Source organism: Psychrobacter sp. TWP2-1-2, from assembly GCF_049896785.1.
GTDB lineage: Bacteria > Pseudomonadota > Gammaproteobacteria > Pseudomonadales > Moraxellaceae > Psychrobacter.
This window is the reverse complement of record NZ_JAFCVA010000001.1, coordinates 251677-278356: the sequence shown is the minus strand read 5'-3', so window position 1 is coordinate 278356 and position 26680 is coordinate 251677. Positions and strand designations below refer to the sequence as shown.

Annotated in this window: 21 protein-coding genes and 1 pseudogene; 7 read left to right on the top strand and 15 right to left on the bottom strand. The window is 43.0% G+C overall.

All coding sequences use genetic code 11. The annotated features are described in order from the left end of the window. Positions 1–36 precede the first annotated feature (36 nt). Together recD and ACP7AE_RS01140 are read left to right on the top strand one after the other, a co-directional pair. Positions 37–2250, top strand: a complete 2214-nt coding sequence (gene recD, locus ACP7AE_RS01145) for an exodeoxyribonuclease V subunit alpha (protein WP_426241066.1) — start codon at positions 37–39, stop codon at positions 2248–2250. 37 nt (positions 2251–2287) lie between these two features. Beyond that, the gene (locus ACP7AE_RS01140) at positions 2288–2806 is read left to right on the top strand and encodes a MepB family protein (protein WP_426241065.1); all 519 of its coding nucleotides are present in this window, start codon (positions 2288–2290) and stop codon (positions 2804–2806) included. Positions 2807–2886: 80 nt separating this feature from the next. On the opposite strand, the gene ACP7AE_RS01135 is transcribed toward ACP7AE_RS01140, so the two are convergent. Next, positions 2887–3450: a hypoxanthine-guanine phosphoribosyltransferase gene (locus tag ACP7AE_RS01135; protein WP_045447249.1), complete on the bottom strand. Its 564-nt coding sequence runs from the start codon at positions 3448–3450 to the stop codon at positions 2887–2889. Positions 3451–3552: 102 nt separating this feature from the next. Continuing rightward, a complete protein-coding gene (locus tag ACP7AE_RS01130; protein WP_055125814.1) occupies positions 3553–4221 on the bottom strand; it encodes a hypothetical protein in 669 nt (222 codons plus the stop codon). Positions 4222–4517: 296 nt separating this feature from the next. Between ACP7AE_RS01130 and ACP7AE_RS01125 the strand changes: the two genes are divergently transcribed. From ACP7AE_RS01125 to ACP7AE_RS01115, 3 genes are all read left to right on the top strand, one after another. Continuing rightward, on the top strand, positions 4518–6197 hold the full coding sequence (locus ACP7AE_RS01125; protein ID WP_055125815.1) for a carbon starvation CstA family protein: 1680 nt from the start codon (positions 4518–4520) through the stop codon (positions 6195–6197). A gap of 112 nt (positions 6198–6309) precedes the next feature. Further along, on the top strand, positions 6310–6603 hold the full coding sequence (locus ACP7AE_RS01120; protein WP_201539064.1) for a cory-CC-star protein: 294 nt from the start codon (positions 6310–6312) through the stop codon (positions 6601–6603). Between the two features lie 33 nt (positions 6604–6636). After that, positions 6637–7656: an ArsA family ATPase gene (locus ACP7AE_RS01115; RefSeq protein ID WP_426241064.1), complete on the top strand. Its 1020-nt coding sequence runs from the start codon at positions 6637–6639 to the stop codon at positions 7654–7656. Positions 7657–7690: 34 nt separating this feature from the next. Here the strand turns inward: ACP7AE_RS01115 and ACP7AE_RS01110 are convergent, their stop codons facing one another. Both ACP7AE_RS01110 and ACP7AE_RS01105 read right to left on the bottom strand, forming a co-directional pair. Next, a complete protein-coding gene (locus tag ACP7AE_RS01110) occupies positions 7691–9331 on the bottom strand; it encodes a DUF3482 domain-containing protein (RefSeq protein ID WP_426241063.1) in 1641 nt (546 codons plus the stop codon). Positions 9332–9461: 130 nt separating this feature from the next. Continuing rightward, on the bottom strand, positions 9462–10826 hold the full coding sequence (locus ACP7AE_RS01105) for a DUF2868 domain-containing protein (RefSeq protein ID WP_426241062.1): 1365 nt from the start codon (positions 10824–10826) through the stop codon (positions 9462–9464). Between the two features lie 240 nt (positions 10827–11066). Here ACP7AE_RS01105 and ACP7AE_RS01100 point away from each other — a divergent pair, with 240 nt between their 5' ends. Beyond that, on the top strand, positions 11067–11858 hold the full coding sequence (locus tag ACP7AE_RS01100; RefSeq protein ID WP_426241061.1) for an SDR family oxidoreductase: 792 nt from the start codon (positions 11067–11069) through the stop codon (positions 11856–11858). Positions 11859–11975: 117 nt separating this feature from the next. Here the strand turns inward: ACP7AE_RS01100 and ACP7AE_RS01095 are convergent, their stop codons facing one another. From ACP7AE_RS01095 to ACP7AE_RS01085, 3 genes are all read right to left on the bottom strand, one after another. Further along, positions 11976–13520, bottom strand: coding sequence for a bifunctional 2-methylcitrate dehydratase/aconitate hydratase (locus ACP7AE_RS01095; RefSeq protein ID WP_426241060.1), 1545 nt, complete (start codon positions 13518–13520; stop codon positions 11976–11978). Positions 13521–13664: 144 nt separating this feature from the next. Beyond that, positions 13665–14291 (bottom strand): GNAT family N-acetyltransferase, encoded by a 627-nt coding sequence (locus ACP7AE_RS01090; protein WP_426241059.1) that lies wholly within the window; start codon positions 14289–14291, stop codon positions 13665–13667. Between the two features lie 71 nt (positions 14292–14362). Continuing rightward, positions 14363–16189 (bottom strand): ABC transporter ATP-binding protein, encoded by a 1827-nt coding sequence (locus ACP7AE_RS01085; RefSeq protein ID WP_426241169.1) that lies wholly within the window; start codon positions 16187–16189, stop codon positions 14363–14365. Positions 16190–16330: 141 nt separating this feature from the next. On the opposite strand from ACP7AE_RS01085, the gene ACP7AE_RS01080 reads away from it, so the two are divergent. Further along, positions 16331–16795: a DMT family transporter gene (locus tag ACP7AE_RS01080; protein WP_426241058.1), complete on the top strand. Its 465-nt coding sequence runs from the start codon at positions 16331–16333 to the stop codon at positions 16793–16795. Here the strand turns inward: ACP7AE_RS01080 and prpF are convergent. The 8 genes and pseudogenes from prpF to ACP7AE_RS01040 form a co-directional block, all read right to left on the bottom strand. Then, a complete protein-coding gene (prpF, locus tag ACP7AE_RS01075) occupies positions 16792–18045 on the bottom strand; it encodes a 2-methylaconitate cis-trans isomerase PrpF (protein ID WP_201539057.1) in 1254 nt (417 codons plus the stop codon). The genes ACP7AE_RS01080 and prpF overlap by 4 nt on opposite strands. 91 nt (positions 18046–18136) lie before the next feature. Further along, positions 18137–18397: a Txe/YoeB family addiction module toxin gene (locus ACP7AE_RS01070; protein ID WP_037025847.1), complete on the bottom strand. Its 261-nt coding sequence runs from the start codon at positions 18395–18397 to the stop codon at positions 18137–18139. Between the two features lie 101 nt (positions 18398–18498). Then, positions 18499–18759 (bottom strand): annotated as a pseudogene (locus tag ACP7AE_RS01065) (type II toxin-antitoxin system Phd/YefM family antitoxin); the annotation flags it as partial. A 201-nt stretch (positions 18760–18960) separates the two neighbouring features. Beyond that, on the bottom strand, positions 18961–21594 hold the full coding sequence (acnD, locus tag ACP7AE_RS01060; RefSeq protein WP_426241168.1) for a Fe/S-dependent 2-methylisocitrate dehydratase AcnD: 2634 nt from the start codon (positions 21592–21594) through the stop codon (positions 18961–18963). A 343-nt stretch (positions 21595–21937) separates the two neighbouring features. Further along, entirely contained in the window at positions 21938–23077 is a 1140-nt protein-coding gene (prpC, locus tag ACP7AE_RS01055; RefSeq protein ID WP_426241057.1) for a bifunctional 2-methylcitrate synthase/citrate synthase, read from the bottom strand. Positions 23078–23181: 104 nt separating this feature from the next. Further along, on the bottom strand, positions 23182–23823 hold the full coding sequence (locus ACP7AE_RS01050; RefSeq protein WP_426241056.1) for a DUF2059 domain-containing protein: 642 nt from the start codon (positions 23821–23823) through the stop codon (positions 23182–23184). A gap of 93 nt (positions 23824–23916) precedes the next feature. Continuing rightward, entirely contained in the window at positions 23917–24807 is an 891-nt protein-coding gene (gene prpB, locus ACP7AE_RS01045) for a methylisocitrate lyase (RefSeq protein ID WP_045454699.1), read from the bottom strand. A gap of 354 nt (positions 24808–25161) precedes the next feature. Next, the gene (locus ACP7AE_RS01040; protein ID WP_426241055.1) at positions 25162–26460 is read right to left on the bottom strand and encodes an NRAMP family divalent metal transporter; all 1299 of its coding nucleotides are present in this window, start codon (positions 26458–26460) and stop codon (positions 25162–25164) included. Between the last annotated feature and the right edge of the window lie 220 nt (positions 26461–26680).

Below are 26680 nucleotides of genomic sequence, written 5' to 3'. Positions count from 1 at the left end.
ATCGATTAACTATTTCAACATAGAGACAAGCATACTATGAGTAATAATAAAAAAGAGAGCAAGGCAGTAATTGGGCTACAACAAAGCTGGGCTAGTAACATCAGTGATTATATCTTGCTACGCCGCGAGCAAACGTATTTAGCTTATAACGCAACAGAGGCAAAAGCTAATACTGATAGTAAGCAAATCGATAAAACAGAAGAAAGTAATTTATTCACCGCTCTATTCGTTATGTTAGCGACTCATTTGGAAGAGGGGCATACCGTATTAACTATTGAGGCCTCTGAGCATGAAGAAGCATTGCAAGGTCAAATCAATGATGAGGCAGTTACGCTATATGCTTGGCAGCAACAGTTATTAGAGATGCTAGCAATGCCAATCTTTGCGCTGATAAATACCCAAATAAATACGCAATCAGAAGATGATTCTATAACTGAAAGGTCGCTATTCGTATTGCTAGACACGCTATTTGATAAGAGAGATCACCTGTGGATGCAATTGGCGCTTAGCAACCATGAAAAAGAGGTGCTAACCAAGCGTTTTGACATGATTGCTACGCTATACCAATTATTGAAAAATACGGACTTAAGTTTTTTTATACGCCTAGTTAACGAACATGATTTGTTTGCTGAGGTTAATAGTAGCATTAATAATAACGATAAAGTAAATAGCCTAAGCAAAAAAAATCAACCTATTATTTATAAACAAGTTAACAGCAAAAACACAGAAGGTTCAGCAGTATTACTAACTTTTTGGCTACATCGTGCATGGCAAGCAGAATTTAACTTAGCACAGCACATTAATACTATTTTAAATCAACAGATAACCCCTCTAAATATATCAATACCCAAAAATTTAAACGATCAGCAGATAGCAGCTATTAATGTGGCTAATAATAATGCATTTAGCATTATCACTGGTGGCCCAGGCACAGGTAAAACCTATACCGTTGCTCAGTTAGTCATCGCGCTGCAACAAGCGACAGAGAGTGGGGGATACGGGGCTGAAAATATTAGATTCAGTACGGACAGTGCCAGTCTGGCATTGGCAGCACCGACTGGTAAGGCTGCCCAGCGCATGCAAGAATCTTTACAAGCTGCTCTCGATACAGCAGATATTGATCTACAGTTACAAGAAGCTAAAACCATCCATCGCTTGTTAGGTATTGGTCGGACGGGTAGACCACGCTACGATACTAACAATCCACTTGGTGAAGATATCATCATCGTTGATGAGGCGTCGATGCTTGGGGTCGAGTTGGCTAATTATCTCGTAAGTGCAGTAAAACCAGGTGCAAGGCTGATACTATTGGGCGATGCAAACCAGCTAGCAGCGGTAGATGCAGGAGCAGTGTTGGCGGACTTGTGCCGTATTCCACTGTTACAACCCATTCATGCAGAGTTAACCGAAAGCCGCAGATTTAGCGCAGAATCAGGTATTGGCAAACTTGCCTACCAAATTAATCAGGCAGAGGTAGATACTCAAGCCATCTGGCAGCTGTTAAGGCAGGATGAAGCCTTGAATTTTCAATATGTAAATACGCTGCAAACAAATGAGTTTAAAGATAATAAGACAAAAAATAGCCTAAGTAATAAAAAAATTATTTCAAAAATATCGCTAAAATATATTAAATATATAAATAAAGTTGAAAGACTCCTAAAAACTCCAATAGAAAAATCCATGCCAGAATCAGTAAAAAATACGATTACATCACTAATGGAAACATTTAATGAGTTCAGAATTCTAAGTGCTGGTCATAATGGTGAATGGGGCGATCACTACATTAATAACTATCTCACTCAATGGCACCTAACTGAGCTAAAGCTACCACTGGGTCAAAACACATGGTTCCATGGTCGTCCTGTGATGGTTTTACAAAATAACTATGAGTTAGGATTATTTAATGGTGATATTGGTTTTTGCTTACAGACATCGGATGAAAGAAGTCGATTAGAAGTGTTTTTCGAGAATAAAACACAGGGGATTCCCGTCAATCTGCTAAACGAAGAGGTGATTGCCACCGCATATGCGATGACCATTCATAAATCGCAAGGATCTGAGTTTGAGCACGTTGCCATTACTTTTGATAATAGTCATGCTAGATTGCTAAGCAAAGAGCTTATTTATACGGCGGTGACCCGTGCTAAGAAACAGGTAACCATATATAGTACAAAATCTGCTTTTGAAAAGGCTGTTCAAACACCTACTGAGCGTCACACAGGTTTGGCATTACAGTTTTCTCAGCGTTAATAGATAAATACTAAAAAATATAAAAAGAGGACTAGAGTTGTATACCTTTGATACTGTGCTAGAGCATATTAATGAAATTATTTATAAGCCCAACCAATTGATTATTGCTTCAACTCAAGAAGAACAACAAAATCTAGAATATGCTGCTGGTACATTTGAATTAATGAACAGACTGACTGTCAAAACAGTTAGATTCAGAGTAGCTAAACAAACACCTACCAAAGTAGGGCAGTTCGTTACCTTTTGGGAAAAGGATTCCAAAGGTATTAATCAATCTTTTCAATATGATTCGTCACCAGACTTGTTAGTAATCACCGCATTTAAAGACAACCATACATTTGGGCAATTTGTTTTTCCAAAAAATGTCTTGCTTAGACATAATATTCTTCAGTCTCATTTTACAAAAGGTAAGATGGGTATCAGGGTGTATCCTAGCTGGGATAAGCCAACCAGTAATACCGCTAAGAAGACACAGAATTGGCAACTCGATTATTTCTTCGTGGTGACTGGTACAAAAATACTGCCTACAGAAAAAATACGGGCATTGTATGAGTAGCAAAATTAACAGTAAGTGCAAAATCTAAGCAATAAAAAAGCATCCAAATCGGATGCTTTTTTTGAACTCAAATGTAGAACTTAAACTTTGTCTTCTTTGATGGCATAGATGCCAGGCAGATGACGCAAGTAACCATGGAAATCCATACCACAGCCATAGACATAACGATCTGCAACATTGATACCGACAAAATCAACATCAAAATCTTCAACTTTACGATCATGCTCTTTATTAAGCAACACACAACATTCAAGTGATAAAGGTTTTTCTTTACTTAATTCTTCGACAACTGTTTTTAGCGTGATACCTTCATCAAAAATATCGTCAATCAGCAATACATGCTCACCTTCGATACTAACATCAGGTTTGAATTTCCAATCTAGCTCATTGGTGCCTGCATTATCACGATAGCGTGATGCATGAATATAATGCATGCGATGATAGAACGTCAAATGAGTCAATAGTTGACCAGCTGGAATAAGTCCACCATTCATAACAACCATAACGATTGGATTTAAACCAGCATAATGTAGGTTGAGTTGGGCGGCAAGGCGCTCATAAGCAGCGGCTACTTCGATGCTACTGATAAGGCACTCTGAGTTGCGTAATGTTTTTTCAATTTCTTGGTTGCTGATTTGGGTCATCGGGTGCGCCTTCGGTAAAAAGTGCCGCTTATTTTAGCAAATTTTAGTGAATTTGCCCAATACCATCTGTCTTTTGAGACAAAATTAATCAAATACTGGCATTTATTCTGGCTTTTCTACGATGAAAGGGCGGTAATAGTTTGCTAAACGATTTAAAGAGCGATCCGGTAGGTCGGGTAGCAACTTATTTAAGGCCATACTCATGCCTTTATCAATGGCGGCTTTGGCAACTGGAACAGCTTTGCGTTTAATCATGCCAAGTTTCAGCGTTTCAGCATAGCGGCTGATAAAATGAGTCAATGTCTCTTCATTCATGGTTTCAAGCGCTGTTTTAAATGCTTTCATATCTACTTGCTCAGGTGTGATAGCAGCAAAGCCTTTTTCGATGGTTTGCGCATCTGCATCAGATAATTTGAAACCCACTCGTTTTACGCCTTCATTATCAATAAACGTCGCCCGATCTCTCAAGAAATGAAAGCTTGGCATTACTTCTTCGTTATTCTCTTTACCGAGTAAGATATTAAGCAGCGTATCTGTCGCTTTTTCAACTGTGCCAACAATTTTGCGCATCGAAGCTTGACGTTCAGGGTTTGGAATAATATCTACCAATCCAATCAACAAATTGTCGATTAGATCACGTGCTGTTTGATGCGTCAGGGCATCACGATATGGGTAGTATTCGACCTCCTCATTTGAGGCAATCACTTGCTCAGCGTCAATGATTAATGCTTTCAATTTATCTGAAGGTACAAACCCAAAATAATGCGCCATGGTGCTTCCTTTATTTGTTGTTTTTCATGTTTAACCAGCGTTACATTTGTCGTTAAATCAGTTAGTATCTAAATGGGTTGCAGTCAAAGACTCACCATATGCTGACTAGTGACATGTGCTAACGATAGAATGCAAAGCCTTATTAATGGATGATGATACCACAGTACTTCTATAAACAGCCTTTGGACAGGTGCGCTAAGTCACTAGTCGCCGACTAATTTAACATATTTTTTATATTCTAAATTAAAAAGCTTGAACTTATAAGGCTACCTATTACTTGTCTAAGGAGAGATAAGATGAATAGTGCAATCGTGCTAGTGTTTGCTGTTGCCGCGATGCTTTGCGGTTATCTGTTTTACTCAAAATTTATCGCTACTAAAATCTTGGCATTGGATAACAGTATCCCCACGCCAGCGCATACTATGAAAGATGGGGTGGATTATATCCCCACCAATAAATACGTGCTATGGGGACATCATTTTACTTCAGTTGCAGGAGCGGCTCCGATTATTGGTCCTGCCATTGCCGTTATTTGGGGCTGGGTACCTGCTATCATTTGGGTAGTATTGGGCACGATTTTTATGGCAGGTGTCCACGATATGTCAGCCATTTGGGCTAGTATGCGCAATCGAGGTCAGTCGATTGGTTCGATTGCCGGTACCGTCATGGGTACACGTGTGCGTAGCTTGATGATGATCGTTATTTTCTTATTATTACTCATGGTAAATGCGGTATTCGGCGTCGCTATTGCTAATATGATGATAAAAACCCCATCCGCTGTGCTACCTGTTTGGGGGGCTTTGATAGTCGCCTTTATTATCGGTCAGTGTATTTATCGCTATAAGATGAATCTGGTTTGGGTATCAATCATTGGGGTCACAGCTTTATATGGGCTTATCTATCTTGGCCCTATGTTCCCTGTCGTATTACCTGAGACATTCTTAGGCTTACCTGACAATGCTGTTTGGATTATTATTTTATTCGCCTATGCGGCAATCGCTTCTTTATTACCGGTTTGGATGCTCTTGCAGCCGCGCGATTATATCAATGGCTTACAATTATTTGTCGGTCTGATTTTGTTATACGCTGCCATCTTTATTGCGACGCCGAATATTGTCGCGCCAGCGATAAACACGGCATTGCCAATCGGTACACCATCTATGGTGCCTTTATTGTTTGTGACCATTGCTTGTGGTGCAATTTCAGGCTTTCATGGTTTGGTAGCAACGGGTACGACATCTAAGCAGATTGATAAAGAAGAGGATGTACGTTTCGTTGGTTACTTCGGTGCCATGGGTGAGGGGATGCTGGCACTGGGTGCGATACTTGCGGCAACGGCGGGCTTTGCAACCCTTGGCGACTGGCAAGCCGTTTATCAAAAATTTGGCGACGGCTCTATTGGTGCCTTTATTGATGGCGGTGCAACCATACTGAATGCAGGCGTCGGCATTGATATGGTTTTATCGCAGACGATGCTAACGGTAATGGCAGCCTTGTTCGCTGGTACCACGATGGATACTGGGGTACGTTTGCAACGTTATATTTTCCAAGAATTTGGTGAAATTTATAAACTGCCTGTGCTGAATAAGAGTGTGGTGGCAACATTGCTTGCCGTTGGTAGCTGTTTGTTATTAGCCTTTGGTGCTGGTGGCATCGATGGTGCTGGCGGTATGATTATTTGGCCGTTATTTGGCACGACGAATCAGCTAATGGCTGCATTAACCTTGATGATTGTCACTGTTATCTTGTTACGTAAAGGCAGACCTGTGTGGTATACCTTGGGGCCATTGTCATTCTTACTGGTCATGACGGTTTTTGCGTTATTGATTCAGCTAAAAACCTTTTTCAATGACGGTAACTGGTTACTTATTATTATGGATATCATTATCTTGATAGCCACAATCTTAGTAACGTTTGAGAGTTTATCAGTACTCCGTAAAGAATGGTCGATACACAGAGGCAAAAGTAATCTCTAAACCCTCTTAAATAATTAATGAAATGTCAGATAAAACGCTAGCAGCAATTGCTGGCGTTTTTTGTCTCATATAGGCATGATAGATAATAAATATACGCAAAATAAGGGTCATTATGGAAAAGGCAGATATAACAAAATCTATAAAAAATATTGCGCCATGGTGGCAACGGTTTGCGGCTGGGTTAAACGAGTTTTATCATGCGCCTTATCGTCAAACGATGGCACGCGCTGCGCGTGATGAGGAAGATTTTTTTATGCTACTCATGTTTGCGGAAAGCTTAGGTATCGATAATCCAGCCAGCTTTTATACGCTAGAATTGCAGCCTTTGTTTTTAGAAAACTTCCATGAATGGCATACACGTATGGGCATGGATAGATGCCCTTTTGACCACGTAGGTTGCTGTTAGTTTCCTTTGAATTCATCAAAATGAGATATAAGTATGGCATTACACCCTTTACCCGCATTGGTAGAGCAACTGGCAACCCAACCGATTATATTTATCGGTGGCAAGGGCGGTGTCGGTAAAACCACCACTGCCGCCGCACTTGCCAGCTATTATGCCAATCATGGCAAAAAGACACTGATTGTCTCGACCGATCCAGCACACAGCTTGGGCGATGTGTTAAACGTCCCGCTCAAAAACCAAAAAACAGCAGTAACTTCTTGTCTAGATGCTATTGAACTAAACCCTGATATCATCGTCGATGAGCATTTTTCCCAAGTTGAACGCACCATTACTTCCTATGCAAACCCAGACATGATGCCAAAAATTCGCGAGCATCTACGGCTATCAAAATCAGCGCCTGGTGCACAAGAAGCCGCGATGCTCGAATCTATGTGCCAGCACTTGGTTGCAGCAGCAGATGCCGGCTATGAGCATATTATTTTTGATACCGCACCGACGGGACATACACTGCGTTTATTAGTCCTGCCTGAGATGATGGGGGCATGGACGGATGGATTGCTCGCTCAGCAGCGAAGGCAAGCAAAACTTCGCTCAGTGGCAAATCATTTAGGCAGTCATGAACCACACAATAACAAAAATGACTTAGCCAATCCATTTGCCGAAAAAAAATCCGACCGCTGGGAGCAGGCAGTATCCGTACTAGAAAAACGCAAGCAGCTGTTTCGTCAGGCAGGGTTGCTACTGCATGACCGTACACAAACCGCCATTGTATTGGTTATGACGGCTGACGTATTGCCACTGGCTGAAACAAAGCGAGCGATAGAGCAGTTAGAAGACAGTAAGCTCATGCCAGCCGCCATCGTTATTAATCAGTTGATAGCACCAATTCAGTCTGATACGTTTTGGCGTCATCGAGCTGAGCGCCAGCAACAGCTAATGCAAGATATTGAGCAAAGCTTTCCCAAGTATCCGCTGTATCCCATTTATTTGCAGCAAACGGACGTACGCGGTACTGTTGCACTAGGTGCTCTATTGCGACCAGTACTTAAATAATAACATCTACAACTTTAGTCAAACTTGACGATAATTACTCAGGTTTATATGACTGTAGCTTACTTGCCAGCGACCATGCCATATCTGCTCGTAATAGCTGCGCTTGTTCAGACTTACCACTACTGAGTGATGACCATTGCGGTTTACCACGAGCTTTTTTTAGCTCACTGGGCAATTTATGTGTTGGCCATGGTGTGACAGTGGTGCTTTCGTCATCTAACGACTGTTCAATACTGGATTTCTCACCTTTATACAGCAATTGCGTGGCATCGGTTGCCGCATGACCGCGATGGCGCAGGGCGGTGAGTAAATCTATCGCTCGCGTGGCTAATAGCGTTAAAGTAGCAGGATCGATATATAAACGTTTTACCCCAGTGATTCTATCGGCAATACTACTGGTATTAGATAACAGCCCACCTGCGATACCGCCAATGGCAGCACCTAATCCTAAAGTAGTGCCAAGTGCTGCAGCATCGATGCCAAGACCCAATAACGCGCCAGCTGCCGCGCCAGAAGTGGTGCGAATACCGTAACTTTTTAGCAGCTCAGGGTCAAACGGATCTTGTTGATAAGCTTTTAGCTCAAGTGGCGTTGCTGCTACGTCATTGTCATAAAACTTATATAAATTGAGCAAGTTGTTCTGCATCGCACGTTCGCTTTGGCGAACAGCTTCTTGCATTTGCTGTAATACTGGCATTGGGTCGTCATCTTCACTAATCTCACGAACAAAAGCAGCAACATTGATTAAAAAATCAGCAATGATAATATTGGCCTCGTCATTTAGCTGTGCCCAGTCTTCAGTACGACGTGCCATCAACTGCTCAAGCATCTCAGAGTGGGTAAGCATGGTGGCTAAATTCTGCCATAAGCGCATTTCATCTGCAAACTCAAAAGCCACGGAGTCAAAACGCGTCGAAATATGCAAATTACGACGTGCCAGCATAGTCTGCCACTCGTCGATATTGGCATCCTGAGCGTCAGTGAAATTAAATACTGGCATAACAGGAATCGCTGCCCAAGATAAAATAGCTAACTCGTCTTTATATTTACCGAGTACTGGCTCACGTGCATCGACGACATAAATGGCCATATCACTTGCCAGCAGCTGCCGAATCACTTTGGCCTCTTGGCTATAGTCCTCATTGCTATTTATATTTAGCGCATCACCACCTTGGGCAATGTCTGCTGCCAAAAACTGTTGCAAACGCTCAATGCCATCACGCCGACTGGCGGTATTGTCCTCTAACCAATCCATCAATCCTGACGCATCTTCTAAACCCGGTGTGTCATACAATACCACCAACACTTCGCCCGTTTGGCTGTCTGTTAATTTGGCTTGCTCTACATGACGGGTAGTTGCGGCTTCGTTTTTGACTTCACCAAAATAGACGTCACGCAATAGTGTACGCAGTATGGATGTCTTGCCCGTATTGGTATGACCAACGACGGCCAATTTTAGCGGTTCACCACTGGCGATGGTTTTCCTTGTCATACTTGTCGTTGTTGTTAATGGTTCAGTTGATAAAGGTTGATTGTCTTGAGTTTCCACTGACTGAGTTACAGCTGATTTTAAAGTGCTGTTTGCGGTATTAGAGGTTGCCTCATAAGCCTTATCTGCAAAGAGACCAGCAGGCTTATTGTGTTCATAATTCTCTTTTTTATTATCATTATTCATAATATCGTCTTATATTTATTAATGACCAAAACATACAGTGGCTTTTATTGTAGAACAAATTATGTGCTATTTCGGTATTAATACTAACCATTTGTCTTAAGTAACTGATAATCCCATTTTGGCTAGTCAATCAAGTATTCACTAGACCAATGTTGCGGGCAGAGAGTGCGGTTTGCCACTGCTGATAACGAACATCTTGATGGTCTGCAACCTGCTTGGTTAAGTCTAAAGCGCTTGCATCACTCAGCAGCTGCACAATCAGCCCATCTTTGGCGTGAGCAGCGATTTGATCAAGTTTACGCAATGTACCACGGTCAGGTAAGGCCTTATGATGAATACCAAGTAAGACCTGCACTGGATGATTGTCTAAATACGTCTTCAGACGTGCCATATCGTCACGATCATCAACGATACCGAAATTCTCTATCTCGCTATTATTAATATTGGCATCCAGACCTGCAAGCCACCAGTTATCCTGCTCTGATGGATACTCAAGCAAAGCAACCAGCTTCTTGCCAGCGCTGACCGCTGCTTTTGGCGCAATAGACGCAGGCACTTCTTTAAAGTCATCAGCATCTACCACCTGACGTTGCCAAAAGTTTAAAATCTTTTGATAATAAGGCTGCTTGATGTCCAAACGCATCTTTTTATGACGGAACATCAATGCGCAAAACGCCCAAGCAATCGCTCTTGGCACAATACCGTACATCAGCAAGCTACCAACCAATAAGCCTGCCCATTGCCGCGCGACAGTCAATGGCATCGCATCAGTCACCAAGCGACTCTGTACAATAGCGTTGCTATCTGGCACATCGAATCCCACCATACTTGGTAACCAGCCAAGTACCTGTGTCAAAGTAATTAGTGCTTGATCGGATAGTAAAGTCGACTCCCAGCTAAAGCTATACTGACGCACAATCAACAGAAAAATAATCGCCAGCAGCATGCCCGTCAACGTTGCCAGCCATAACTGATGACTAAATCGCCCCAAATACCAGCGCACCCCGCTATGCTGTAATTGGCGCTCGTACAAGTCGACTGCCGCCTTGGTAACATCATCCTTGCCACGTATCAGATAACTGGGACTGACAAAATTGGCAAACCAATTTGACGACTGCTTACCTTGATTAATCAAAGTCATGACTAGCCAGCCTAACAGCATAATGGTATGAAAACCCAGCAAACAAACCAATACATAAAAGAAATTCACCACATTGGTCTGTAGTAAGGTGAATAATCCCAAAAATCCCGAGAGACACCACACCACGCTCATGACCACCATGATGCCTTTAATACGCCCGTCAATTTTGCCCAATACTCGTGCCAGCGCACCGTTACTATCGATACGTGAGGCTCGGCGGTGCAATTTTTGAATGGGTTTGCCATCCTCACCTTGTAGCTTTTCCGTGATAAGTAGCGGGTCAGTGGCAAAGACATGTTGCTGCGTCTCAAGCGTGCGTACCAACTCAGTCAATTGATCTTGGGGTGATAGCATAATGCGATAACATCCATATAAAGGCGTTTATGTAGGAGATAATTCTTGATTATTGTAGCGTATATATGAGGACACGCCTTCGCCAAATGTTAAAAAATGAACATTTATTAAGCATTTTTATCATGGTAAAGACAATAAAAATCAGCCAAAATGAATAATGAACAAAATGATAATGACAATAGTGTAAAAGAACAGAGGGTGAAAAAACGCTGTTAAAGAAAATCCAAAAAAGGAATCATCATGAATAATAGAACATATCTAATCGTTGGTGGTACAGGCGGCATTGGTAGAGCGATGATTGAACATTTATTAAATGGTACTGCCAGTGACAATAAGGATGAGCATGCGAATACCGATAATGGTGGAAAACAAGGTATCCATGTCTTTGCGACTTATCATCGCAATGTACCTGATTTTGAGGCTGACAATCTGCATTGGATATCCATGAACCTCTGCGACGAACAGAGTATCCAACAAGCAGCCGAGGTTATTCAGCAGCAAACCACTCATATTGATTGGATTATCAATTGTGCAGGGTTATTACATACGGCGACGCAGCAGCCAGAAAAAGCGCTGCGTCAGGTTGAGACTGATTTCTTTTTACAAAACATGCAAGTGAATGCCTTAGCCAGCTTGCTTATTGCCAAGCATTTTAGGCCACTATTAGCCAAATCTGCGCGTAGTAATGACAAGCCCGCAATATTTGCGACGATCTCCGCGCGCGTTGGCAGTATCAGTGACAATCAGCTGGGCGGATGGTATAGCTATCGTATGAGTAAGGCGGCACTCAATATGGGCATGAAAAACCTGAGTATTGAATGGAGTCGCTCGCTTAAAGACGTGTGCGTGGTTGTCATGCAACCAGGAACGGTAAATACGCAACTATCTGCCCCTTTTCAAGGTAATGTGGCCGAAGGTCAGTTGTTCTCGCCAGCCTACAGTGCGGAATGCTTATTAGAAGTGCTTAACCGTATGAAGGCGATGCAATCAGGCAGTTTTGTTGACTGGGCAGGGGAATCCATACCTTGGTAGTTTTTAGAAGCTAGTTATTAATAAATAAAAAAAGGCGTGTCGTTGTCATTATATTAAAGACAATGACACGCCCTATGTTATTGATAAAATAAAGGTAATTTTCAAATAGGCAAATGCTTAATTCGCCATAAACAAGTCCATAAACTCATGTACAGGTGTGTGCTCTAAGCGTTTTTGATCGCTACAAAGCGCAAAAATATCCTGACAGCGACTGTCGATAAATCGCGTTGCTAAACTGGCACGAAATTTGGCTTCTAATATTGGCAAGCCCTCAGTACGGCGGCGCTTATGTCCGATAGGGTATTCGACCACAACCTTGTCGGTACTGCTACCATCTTTAAAAAATATCTGAATGGCATTGGCAATCGAGCGTTTACTTGGGTCATGGTAATCTTTTGAATAACCCGCATCTTCTTCTACGATCATTTTGCGGCGTAGACCATCAATTAACACATGGTGCTGTGCATGATAATCGTCTTCATAATTTTCTGCCATTAAATCGCCAGTTAGTAGAGGCACCGCGACCATATATTGCAAACAATGATCTCGATCCGCAGGATTGGCCAATGTGCCTTCTTTAGAGATGATTCTAATCGCGGATTCATGAGTGGTCAGGACAATTTTTTCAATATCGTCGATTCTATCGTCAATACGTGGATGTAAAATTACAGCAGCCTCACAAGCAGTCTGCGCATGAAACTCGGCAGGAAAGCTTAACTTAAATAAGATGTTTTCCATCACGTAACTGCCAAACTCACGCTGGAAAGTAAAACGGCGTTCGTTTGCAGGTTTGAGGGCTAAGTCTTTATTGTTATGGCTAAACAATACATCATAAAACCCCCACTGCGGTGCAGAGAGTGCCCCAGGGATACCCATTTCACCGTGACGAGTAATATCAACCAAGCGTACTGCGCGACTGGTAGCGTCGCCTGCCGCCCAAGATTTACGGCTACCGGCATTGGGTGCATGACGATAAGTACGTAGCGCTTGACCATCGACGATTGCTTGGGATATTGCCGCCATAATACGCTCACGCGGCAATTTATAGAGCTTGGCGACCACAGCGGTAGAGGCCAATTTAACTAAAAACACATGGTCAAGACCCACACGGTTGAATGAGTTTTCGAGTGCAATTACCCCCTGAATCTCATGCGCCATAATCATAGCCTCAAGCACCTCACGCATGGTTAATGGCTGATGATTGCGACTGACATTTTGTTGGCTGATATAATCGGCGACTGCTAGGATACCGCCTAAATTGTCCGAAGGGTGCCCCCATTCAGCAGCCAGCCACGTGTCATTATAATCGAGCCAGCGCACCATACAGCCGATATCAAAGGCGGCCTTGATAGGATCTAGTCTGTGGGCTGTACCCGGAACGCGCGCGCCATTAGGTGTGAGCTGATCGGCACAATCAGGTCCCAAATGCTTGGTGCACTCAGGGAAACGTAGCGCAAGCAGGCCGCAGCCAAGCGTATCCATCAAGCAATGACGCGCAGTATTCCAAGCATCTGCGCTATTGGGGGAGTCGTTATCTATCGAATAATTAAGTACATAATCAGCAATCTTTTGAATCTCAATGTCATATTCTGGACGGACATTGCTTTCTACCGTTGCATCATTTTTATTTGAATGTGTTGTATCTGAATTATCATTTGACATGGTTGTCTCCTCTTCCTTGAGTATGCTATTTCCTTGACCTATTATCTCGGTCATCTTTTTAAATTAGCCATCATTTAAAAGTAGCATACTCAATATGAAACAACCAAACTGAATTATGTTAAAAATTAAAACCTTGCGGCTCGCTTAAATCATCAAATATAGAAGACCTAACACAAATAAAGCCGCCATGATAAACAGCAGAAAACTTAATGCTTTGTTCGTTGTGGAGGCAGACTCAGTACGCTCTTTTTGTACTTTGTTTTTCTTGGCAACGTATAGAACCATTTTTACATGCTCTATATTGTCTTCGAGATAATGATCGCCTTCAGGTACAAACCCCAAGGACTCATAAAAGCTAAGTAAGTAGGCTTGTGCAGAGAGTATAATTGGGCGCTTCTTGCCATATTTTTTACGGCAGTGCACAATGGCATGAATCATCATCTGCCGCGCTATACCGTCACCTCTGTGCTCTGATAATACCAGCACTCTACCGATGGCAGGCATAGCAGTATGATTGGTCTTAATCGTAGGGTCAGCGACCGATAGATTGGATTTTAATTTATTAAATTCAGGCGGAATGATACGGCAGTAGCCTACCAACGCCTCGTTTTGATGCGCGATCAGATGTAGGCAATCAAAGTCCACCTCATCCATATCTTGATAAGCGCAGTTTTGCTCAACCACAAACACTTGTGATCGGGCTTTTAAAATATGATAGAGATCAACTGAGGTCAGCTCATCAAAGGTTTTGATAGAAAATTCACAAGTCATAGTGGGCTAGCTTCTGGAAATAGGCGGTAAAAGATTGGCATTATAACGATTTAGGCACACATTAACCATTCCTAACCCTTTAGAGTCTGGCTGATTTTATCCAAATTTAGGCTATCCGACATGGCATTGAATATCTCAAAATACTTGCCATGTTTCTCGTATAGCGCTTCATGCGTACCGGTTTCAACCACGCGACCATCTTCTATCACGACCAAGTCATCCGCATCGATAATTTGGGCAATATTATGCGAAACCATAATCACGGTACGATCTTTTTTGATGAGATCTAGGCTCTTCTTCACTTGTTGGCTGGCGATGGCATCGAGGCTAGCGGTTGGCTCATCCAAAAACACAATAGGCGGATCTTTTAAAAACATCCGTGCCAGCGCGATACGTTGCTGTTGACCACCAGACAATGACTTTGCTGTACTCTCATAGCCTTTTGCTAAATTAATAATTTGCTCATGAATGGAGGCTTTTTTTGCTGCAATAATAATATCTTCATCTGTCGCATTCATATCGCCATATCGGATATTTTCGCTAATCGTCCCCGAAAATATATGATTACTTTGTAGTACCAAGCCAATATTTTGACGCAATTCATGAGTATCGCAGTCGGCTAAATTATGTCCGTCTAGCCATATGGTGCCGCTATCTGGCGCATAAAACTTTACCAATAAGCTGATAACCGTACTCTTGCCAGCACCGCTTAAACCCACCAGCGCAGTAATACGATTGGGCTTGATAGTAAAGCTGACATCTTTGAGCGCTTGCGTGCCATTCGGATACGTGAAATCGACGTTTTTCAGCTCAATATGACCTTTTAAATTTTTACTACTTCTGCCCGTGATATCTTCAACTTGGCTTTCATCTTCTAATATATCAAAGAAGCCTTCAGCGTAAGTCAGGGCATTATTAATCTGATCATAGATACGATGCAATTGGCGGATAGGGGCGGCGACGTTTTGGAATAGCATGACATGGAATAAAATCATACCGATGGTCATCTCGCCTTTTAAAACAAAGTAGGACGTCAGTAGAATAATAACGACCACACCAATTTGCTCAATAAAGGTCTTTATCGCATCATAAATAAAACCAATACTGCGAATGCGCAGCTGATTGTCAGTCATGTCTTTTTGAATGGTTAAGTGCTTTTCTGCTTCTATCGACTCACGAACAAAGGATTTCACCACGCTGATGGAGTTGATCAAGGAGATAACCAAGCCACTTTTGGCTTCTCTATAGCCACGCATCTGCCGACGGAATCCTTGTAGACGCCGTGCTTGTTTTTGGCTGATGAAGAAATATATCGGGATGATAATAAGACCGACCAAGCCTATCCAAAAATTGGTCGAAAACATAATGATGAGTGAGACGATCGCACTGGCAAACAATGGCAGCATATCGATAAAGAAGTTTTGCACTAAGCTTGTAAGACTACTAACGCCATAGTCGATACGCGTTTGCAACTTGCCGCTGTCGTTTTCGCTACTGGTATAAAATGCCATGCGGTAGGTGAGGATGCGCTCAATGATTTTTTGCGATAAATCACGCGAGAGATTGATGCGAATTTTTTCACCATAAAAGCGCTGACCAAAAGAGATGAATATCGACAGTATCTCTTTAGTTAAGAGTACGGCACTGATGATACCTAGCATGCGCACGCCAGCTTCCCAAGGCTCAGCGAGGGTAGCGATTTCGGTCAAGGTATCAACGGCATAGCGCAGCACAAAGGCATTGACCTGAGCAGTAAATGAACCCAGTACGGTCAATATCAAAGTGGCAATAATTAAAATTTTATATGGCGCGGCAAAAACGGCAAGCTTTTTGAGGATATCCCACAGCAGCGCCCGCCGTTCTTTCTTCTCGACTGGCGGTTTTTTATCTAAGGGCATACGGCGTGTTTGGGAAGATGTTGGCATAAAAACTTAGCTCATGGATTTTAATATTTTACTAAATCATATTCATATTAAATTATTGAAATAAAGTTTGGTATTATGTAGAACCATTCTTTGTTCTCTTTTGGTAGAAGCCATTTGAAAATGCTTCCTTATATCTTGATTAGCCTGTTAGGCGGTGCCATTGTTCCGCTACAGCTGGCTATTGTCAACGCTTTTCGAGAAAGTACGCAAGCCTCGCAGATCCAGTCTACCTTTTATTTATACTTAGGAGGTGCATTGGCTTCTTTAGTGCTGTCATATATGATGAGTGGTGGTATCAAGCCGCCAATAATTGAAAATGCGACATGGTGGATGTGGTTACCAGGATTTTTGGGCAGCTTTTATATCTTGTTTATGTTTATTGCTGCGCCAAAAATAGGCGCAGGTAATACATTGCTCTGGGTTTTTCTAGGGCAAATGTATTTTGCCTTGATTCTAAGCCAAACTGGCTTATTTGGCTTAGAGGTTAAAACAATAGATATCTATAAAATCTCTGGTTTAGCCTTAGTCACTATAGGCGGGATGTTAATGATATATGGCGAGAGTAAAGCTAATGGTTAAAAACTATCCGCTGGTACAAACACTTCACCAACCATAATACGGCGTGCCGAGCGGCTCATCGAGACTTTTTTGGCTTGCCAGCGTCCATCGACTTGCTCGGTTTTTCCACCGACGAGTAGTGTCCCTGAAGGATGACCAAAACGCACCTCGGTCAGCTCGCCTGCACCTGCCGCTTCATTGACCAATGTACCTTGTGTCGTTGCTGCCGCTGCTATTGCAACCGCTGCTGTGCCCATCATCGCATGATGTAATTGACCCATACTCATGGCACGTACAACTAAATCAATCTCATTCGCCTCAACGGCTTTGCCACTTGAAGCGGTATAACTTTGCGCAGGAGCAACCCAAGCGATTTTAGGAATATGTTGACTGGTTTGTGCTTCACTGACGTCTTCAAATAAACCCATCGCAACGCCGCCTTTGGCACGGATGTTTTCAAGCTTGGCAAGTAGCTCACTATCGCTATTAATATCACCTTGCAACTCAGTGCCAGTAAAGCCTAAATCTTCTGCTTTCATAAAGATGGTTGGAATACCTGCACTGATAAAGGTTGCTTTGACACTATCAGTATTTAGACCACAGCCAGAGACATCAAAATCATCGACCAAGTTGCCAGTGGGGAACATGTCGCTTGATGAATCAACGGGATCAATAAATTCGATTTTGACTTCAGCAGCAGGGAAGGTCACACCGTCTAGTTCAAAATCGCCGGTTTCTTGTACTTGCACTTTTCCTTGCCCATCAGTATAAACAGGTACATGAGCGATAATCGTTTTACCAATATTCTCTTGCCAAATGCGTACTTCACAAATACCGCTGTCCGCATTCTCATCAATACTATTAGTAATTTTGTCGGCATCGACCAGACCCATATTAATGGCACAGGCACCGACTGCTGCGGTCAAATTGCCACAGTTACCCGCCCAATCAATCATTGGCTTGGCGATATTGACCTGTCCAAACAAGTAGTTCACATCGTGGTCTGATCTAGAAGACTCAGATAAGATGACTGTTTTTGAGGTGCTAGAGCTGCCATTGCCTAAGCCGTCGATTTGCTTACCATAAGGATCAGGGCTACCGATAACCCGCAATAGGAAATTATCACGCGACTCGCCAGCGACTTGGCAACGCTCAGGTAAATCAGACAGTTTAAAAAATGTGCCTTTTGAGGTGCCGCCACGCATATAGGTGGCTGGGACAGATAGTTGTGGAGCGAAAGGAGTGTTTGATTGAGAATTAGTCTTAGCCACTGTATTAAGTCCTTTTTATATTGTTATAAGAATGGATATAGAATGGATATGTTGCCATCAGTAAGTAAACATGAACGACTAAGAACGCCCGTTAATAATGATAGCGACACGAAATAATCGTCAAATAGTTATCATCAACGGCGTACACCAACCGATTGGCGTCATCGATGCGTCTTGACCAAAATCCAGATAAGTTTTCTTTTAGCGGTTCAGGTTTGCCAATGCCTTCAAACGGATTACGCTTACATTCGGTGATGAGTTTGTTAATACGTTTGAGTGTCTTTTTATCTTGGGTTTGCCAGTATAGGTAGTCCTTCCATGCGGCATCTGTCCATGCTAGTTGCTCACTCATTATTAGACCTTTTAGATTTATTGAAGCCTTCGATTTCAAGCGTTCTCAATATCGCTATCCGTATGCTCATTGTGATTGCTGCTATCATCACTTTTGTCACTGTCTTCTGCTGTATCAATTAGCTCGCGCTTAACAGTTTTGCCAGCTTTGTACTGGGCAATAGAGTCCGCTAAGTGCGCCGCATTGGCAGGAGATTTTAATAGATAGACGGTTTCCATTAGGCTATTGTAATAATCAAGCGACATAACGACTGCATCATCAGCGTCACGGCGAGTCACGATAGTGGCGTTGGCATCATCGTTTACCGTATCTAATACAGATTTTAAATGCTTTCTAGCTTCTGAAAAACTAACGACTCTCATGGCTTACTCCTCTAATAATATATAACTTGTACAATATATAGTACATATTACGCTATTGGTAAGACAAACTCAATATTTAGCTATTATCCAATATTCAGATATAAGCAAGAAGGCTAAGTTTATAGAGTGCAAAAGAAAATAAAAACCGATGCCATATCTCTATATAACATCGGCTCTTTGATTACTCAAAACTTATGATGCTTACGCAATATCTAACGTGCCATCGATAAACTCTTTAGCAAAGCGCTGGAGCATACCGCCAGCGTTATACATTTTAACTTCATCAGCGGTATCTAAACGACATTTCACTAAGGTTTTATCGACAGTACCATCTGTGCGGTTAATGACCAATGTCATCTCACCACCAGCCGACACTTCGCCTTCGATATCGAATATTTCAGTACCATCGATATTTAGGGTATTACGATTGACACCTTCTTTAAACTGCAAGGGTAGCGCGCCCATACCGACCAAGTTTTGACGATGGATACGCTCAAAATCTTCAGCAACCACTACTTCAACGCCTGCTAAACGCACACCTTTAGCAGCCCAATCACGGCTTGAGCCTTGACCATAGCCGTCGCCGGCGATGATGATAAGCGGTTGCTCGCGGTTCATATAGGTTTCAATGGCTTCCCACATACGCATGACTTGACCTTCAGGCTCTACTCTAGCAAGCGAACCTTGTATTACTTCACCTTTCTCGTCACGTACCATTTCATTCAATAGCTTAGGATTGGCAAAGGTCGCACGCTGCGCCGTTAAGTGGTCGCCACGATGGGTTGCGTAAGAGTTATAGTCTTCTGCTGGCAGACCCATGGTATCAAGATACTCGCCAGCTGCTGAGTCACCCAGAATCGCATTAGACGGTGATAAATGGTCAGTAGTGATGTTATCACCCAATACCGCTAACGGACGCATGCCTTTTAGCTTATTCATCGCTGCCATTTTGCCTTCCCAATACGGCGGACGGCGGATATAAGTCGTCTGTTCACGCCAGTTATAGAGCGGACTTAATGCTTTGCCGGTGTCTTTTTTGGCTTCGTCAAACATCGGAATATAAACAGCGTTAAATTGCTCAGGTTTTACCGCTTTAGCCACGATGGCATCAACTTCATCATCATCGAACCAGATGTCTTTTAGATAAACGTCATTGCCGTCTTGGTCTTTTCCTAACGAGTCTTTTTCGATATCAAAACGGATATTACCGGCAATAGCATAGGCAATCACCAATGGTGGTGATGCTAAAAATGCTTGCTTGGCATACGGATGGATACGACCATCAAAGTTACGGTTACCTGATAACACTGCGGTAGTGAATAGATCATTATCGATGATTTCTTTTTCGATATCAGGATCTAATGCACCGCTCATACCATTACACGTCGTACAAGCAAAGCCGACTACATCAAAGCCAATTTCTTGTAGCTCAGACATAAGACCTGCTTCTTCTAAATACATTTTTACCGTTTTAGAGCCTGGCGCTAATGAGGATTTCACCCAAGGTTTCCGTAATAAGCCTTTTTCATTGGCATTACGAGCAACTAAGCCAGCAGCAACCATATTGCGCGGGTTAGAAGTATTGGTACAGCTGGTAATGGCGGCAATGATAACCGCACCATCTGGCATTAACCCGTCTTTTGGTTCTGGCAATTTATCTTCAGGAGCGTGGGCAATGCCTTTGGCAACCAAGTCTGTGGTTGATACGCGAGCATGCGGGCGTGAAGGACCCGCCACATTACGGACGACAGCTGACAAATCAAACTCTAGGACGCGGGCGTATTCGGCTTTTTCCATGCCGTCAGCCCATAGACCCACTTGCTTGGCATACTGCTCAACCAGTTTAATCTGATCTTCACTACGACCGGTTAGGCGTAGATAGTCGATGGTTTGTTCATCGATATAGAACATCGCAGCCGTTGCGCCATACTCAGGCGTCATGTTGGAGATAGAGGCACGGTCGCCTACAGTAAGCTGGCGCGCACCGTCACCGAAGAATTCAATATAAGTAGAGACCACACCTGCATCACGCAAGAATTCCGTCATCGCCAGTACGAGATCTGTACCGGTAATGCCTTTTTGCAGTTTGCCCGTTAGCTTAACGCCGACGTAATCAGGCAGGCGCATATATGATGGATTGCCCAACATCACGCTTTCAGCTTCAAGCCCGCCAACACCGATTGAGATGACACCTAAAGCATCAACCATTGGTGTATGACTGTCAGTACCGACTAAGGTATCAGCAAAAGCGACTTGTTCCCCGGCTTTATTTTTTACCACTTGTACCACAGGTGACATTTTTTCTAGGTTAATTTGGTGCATGATGCCGTTACCAGGTGGTACAACGTTGACGTTATCAAAGGCATACTGACACCAGTTGATAAAGTGAAAACGGTCATCATTACGGCGTTCTTCGATAGCACGGTTTTTCTCAAATGCATTTTCTTCAAAGCCTGCATGCTCAACGGCTAGTGAATGGTCGACAATTAATTGCGTTGGTACAATCGGATTTACTTTTGATGGGTCACCGCCTTGCTCAGCGATGGCATCACGTAGACCTGCCAAATCAACAAACGCCGTCTGACCCAAAATATCATGACAAACCACGCGGGCAGGGTACCAAGGAAAGTCGAGGTCTTGCTTGCCTTCGATATGCTGCTTTAGCGCATCGGTTAACTCTTCTGGTGGGCAACGGCGTACCAAGTTTTCACACAATACTTTTGAGCAGAATGGTAGCTTGTCATAAGCACCAGCTTCGATACTCTCGACAGCCTCACGGGTGTCAAAGTAATAAAGATCAGTATCTGGAAGCTGTTTTTTGAATTGTTCGTTCATTGGTTGTACGAGGGCGTTGTCCATAAGTCACCTTTGGCTGTTGGCTAATTATAATAAATCGTTAAACGTCAATATTAGGTAAAAGTCATTCCTTTAGCAAAATCATCGTTCGTTATTATAGGCTTTGCTAAAGAAGCGATATTGAAAAGTAAAAAGACGTGGTTTATATAAAGAAATGTTTATATGAAAAAGACAGCGTATGACGATTAAGCCCAAACAGACAATAAGGCTCAATCATCATATCGTTACCAGCCAGCACTATTGCTAGCTGATAGTAATTATTTGGCAAAAAGCACTGAACAATCATCATTCAAAACTGAATAACAGCTACTTAATAATAAGCTTAACGCGCACTCATATCTGGTACTGGACGCAGCTCTTCACCGGTATATTCCGCACTTGGGCGAATGATACGGTTATTGGCACGTTGCTCAAATACGTGTGCTGCCCAACCCGTTAGACGTGAGCAAACAAAGATTGGTGTGAACAGCTTGGTTGGGATACCCATAAAGTGATAGGCTGAGGCATGGAAAAAGTCAGCATTACAGAACAGTTTTTTCTCACGCCACATGACTTCTTCACAGCGTACTGATACTGGGTATAGCACTTCATCACCAACATCCGCTGCCAGTTTTTCAGCCCAGCCTTTAATCACCACGTTACGTGGATCTGACTCGCTATAGATGGCATGACCAAAGCCCATAATTTTGTCTTTACGCGCCAGCATACCCATCATTTCTTCTTCGGCTTCATCAGGTGAGCTGAAGCCTTCAATCATATCCATCGCCGCCTCATTAGCGCCACCATGCAGAGGACCGCGTAGTGAACCGATTGCGCCAGTGATACAAGAATGGATATCAGATAGCGTAGAAGCACATACACGTGCGGTAAAGGTCGAGGCGTTGAACTCATGCTCTGCGTACAAGATAAGAGACACGTTCATCACTTTTGTGTGTAGCTCGTTTGGTTTTTCACCTTTAAGCAAATGTAAGAAATGACCGCCAATCGTCGCATCATTCGTTTCAGTTTCGATACGCACGTTGTCATGGGTAAAACGATACCAGTAGTTGATGATAGAAGGGAATACCGCAAGCATGCGATCTGCTTGGTCGTTTTCTTCCTCAAAACTCATTTCGGTTTCTAAGTTACCCAGCATAGAGCAACCGGTACGTAATACATCCATTGGATGCGATTCGGCAGGGATACGCTCGAGTACGTCTTTTAATGACTGCGGTAAGCCACGTAAGCTTTTGAGCTTGGCTTGATAGGCATCAAGCTCAGTTTGGTTTGGCAAGTTACCATAGAGTAGCAAGTAGGCCACCTCTTCAAAGATGCATTTGTCCGCCAGCTCTGACACGTCATAACCGCGATACGTCAGACCAGAGCCTGATTTTCCGACGGTAGATAGAGCGGTCTTGCCAGCGACTTGTCCGCGTAGACCTGCGCCTGACAATACTTTTGTTGATGGGTTTTGTGCTGCCATGATGAAATTCCTTTTGTGGGTAGCTTTTTGGGTGAAAAACGGTGTTTCTAAGTTTCTAATAATGAATTTTTCAGTTAATGACTTATGATAGCGCCAGTTGAGCATTACGCAGGTTGTTCAAGCTGCGGACCATCTAAATCGACCTTACAACGCGCAAACTCCGCTTCGATAGGGCCATTCAAGACTTCCATTGCGCTGCCTTCGCCTTCTGCATTATTGATTTTCATGTACTTGACACCCAGTGGTGATTCCATGAACGTCTGAATCTCAGTCATCTCTTCTGGAGTAGGGTCAGCCATTGGCTTTGCAATTTCTTCACCATTCATGACGAGCAATTGCTCATTACCAAAAGCAATCAACTTTTTCCCCACATTTGACGTATAAAAGTCGTCCAACTCTTGTAACTCTGCATCGGTAAACTGACTCTTATAGAAACGATCGACTTCGGCTTTACCCAAGTCTTTGTCGCGCGATTCAAGACAGCTGACTTGCTCTGCACTGAGCGCACCACTATTGATAACTGGTGCGAACAATAGACTGTCGACGGTATCTAGCGTAATCGTTGTCATGACCAAGTCATCTTGAGTGGCAGGTGCGGTAGCATTAACTTCAGCAGTGCTTGCACCACTGGTCGTATCGTCGGCGGTTTCTGGTGTTTTATCACAGCCCGTCATGAATAATAGCGCCGCAAGCGTGCTGCTCAGTAGTGACGTTTTAAGAGCAGTATTAGCAGTAAAAAATGGCATAAATGACCTAAAAGTAAATGAAGACGGATTTCGAAAAGATAACACACTCAAAGGTGAGCTATCTTTTCAATGTTGCCAATGACGAATGCTTAACTACTTATTAGCAAATAGCTTGTCTAGCGTCTGCTCAAACTCATGATAATTTAAGAAATCATACAGCTCCATGCGGGTTTGCATGGTATCAACAACTTTTTCTTGGGTGCCATCAGTCAATAGATGCTGATAAACGTTTAATGCCGCTTTGTTCATCGCACGGAATGCTGATAGTGGATAGAGCACCATCTCTACACCCACGCTATACAGTTGATCAGTGGTGTAAAGGTCGGTCTGACCAAACTCTGTCATGTTTGCCAGTACTGGAATATCTAGTACATCGGTGAATTTACGATACATTTCGATATCGGTTAACGCTTCAGCAAAAATCATGTCTGCGCCTGCTTCTTGGAACGCGACTGCACGCTCTACAGCAGCATCAAGACCTTCTACAGATAGCGCATCCGTACGTGCCATGACCACAAAATCAGGGTCAGTTTTGGCATCCAATGCCGCTTTTAAGCGGTCAACCATTTCTGAAATACTGACGATTTCTTTATTTGGGCGATGACCACAGCGCTTTTGCGCCACTTGGTCTTCGATATGTACCGCTGCCACGCCCGCTTTTTCCATTTTTCTGATGGTCTGGGCGATGTTAAACGCGCCACCAAAACCAGTGTCGATATCTACTAATAACGGCGTATCAACTGCGTCAGTGATACGTCGTGCATCTTCTAGCACATTATCAAGGCTAGTCATGCCCAAATCAGGAAGACCAAATGAGGCATTTGCCACACCAGCACCAGAGAGATATAACGCTTGGTGACCGACTTGGGTCGCCATCATTGCAGTATAGGCATTGATAGCACCTGCAATTTGTAGTGGCTGGTTATTATCGTTTTTTTGGGTCAAAGCACTACGAAAGCGTGCGCCTGCTGAAGGTGAAGTCATGTGAGTGTCCTTGCATAGAGAGATAATATTATCGTTATTGTGTTCGATTATACTCAATAATCAGTGAGTGAAAAGCATTGTTTAAGCACAGTTATTTAAATAATTTAAATAACTAGTTTATTAAAATTAATATCATTCACTATATGAATAGCATTATCTATAAAGTAATGGTTTGCTCAAACTATTATTCATATTGCTGAATTTGCAAAGACACGTATAGCCCATGATTTACATTTATTTACAATAGTGGTTGCGCTTATTTTTATCGATTCATGATTTTAGCTTACCAAAAAGCCCTAATAGCTAAGCTAAAAGGGCTTTTATGATATAAATAGATATTTTTAAAACCGATACCTAGCCAAATAGTCCAGCAAGATTGGCTAAAAATAACAGCGCAAAACCCGTTAAGAAGATGAGTCCCGCGATAGAGAGTGCATTCATGCCAAAAGATAGTTTTTTATGGTTTTTAACCAGTGAGTAATTTAACCAGCCAAAGATAGGCGCTGAGACAAACGCCGATATCATGGCAAACTTAAGCATAGTACCTAATTGTCCAGTAAAGAAAGTGATAATCATCAACCCACCACCGATAGCATAGGTCGTCCAAAAAGCGATTTGTTTTTTGTTGATTTCGCTTTCACCTTTTATTAGACGCCAGCACTCAGCGTTGGCGCGGCCATAACCGTCTGCACAGGTAATCGTCGTGCCAAACATGCACATAAAGGCGACGAAAGCGACCAATAGACGTGACCATTCACCGATGGTTGCGGTATACATGTTGATCAACTGATTTATATAAGCGCCACCAACCAGCTCAATTTCTTGTCCTGAGCCATACTGTACAAACACGCCTAATGACAAGAAGAACAATGCCAAAATCGCTGAGACGGCGTAACCGACGTTAAAATCAAGCAAACCTTGGCGATGGGTGGTGTGATCGGCTTTGACTTTGGCAGAAGTCCACATCGAGGTAATGGCGGCAAACTCAAGCGGTGCTGGCATCCAGCCCATAAGTGCCACGATGAAACCTAAAGTTGCTAAATTCCAAGGAGAGGCGGCGACAAAGTCAGCAGCCATGACTGTCGGCTTGCCAGCGGCAATGATGACAGCAGCGACGGTCGCAGTCGTCAAGGCAATCATAATCCATTTGGTCACACCATCGAGCAGCTTATAGTGACCCGCAATTAAAAAGAACCAAGAAACCGCCACGATAATCAATGACAGCACCATCGTCGAAAGACCAAGGGAGGCGGGTAGCATAAAGCCTAGTATCACCGCCGCGATGAGCGAGACCGCACCCGTACTAATGACAGCTGATAGGATAGAGAGTATAAAATATACCCACAGATATACTTTTGAGCGTTTGGCATAGCCTGCAATCAAACTCTCGCCAGTGTCATAGACGTAGTCGGTTGCAAAGCGAAAAAATGGATACTTAAAAACGTTGGCTAAAATAATCATAATGGCCAGTTGCCAGCCATATATAGCGCCAGCCTGCGTCGATGAAATCAAATGTGAGCCACCGATAGCAGCGGTTGCCATCAAAATACCGGGACCAAAGATGCGCCAGCTAAAGCCTTCTTGCGGCGAGGTCGCGGTATCGTCAGTGGCATTTGGGTTGGTGCGTGGATTATTGAGTGGTTGTGTGGTCATGAATACCTCTAAATGGTTAAAACGGCAAATTATCACTTACCTGTGTCAGCTTGCCAATGATCATGAGAGAAGCGCTTTATAAACTGCTTAAATATAAAACGATTCATCTTGTATCGACTTTAGCACACCGAAGCCAGTCAGGAGAATGATTATTCTAGTTGTTATTACTATTTGTTTGCATTGCCATTCTTTTTAGTTAGCATAATAAGTTGCTAATATC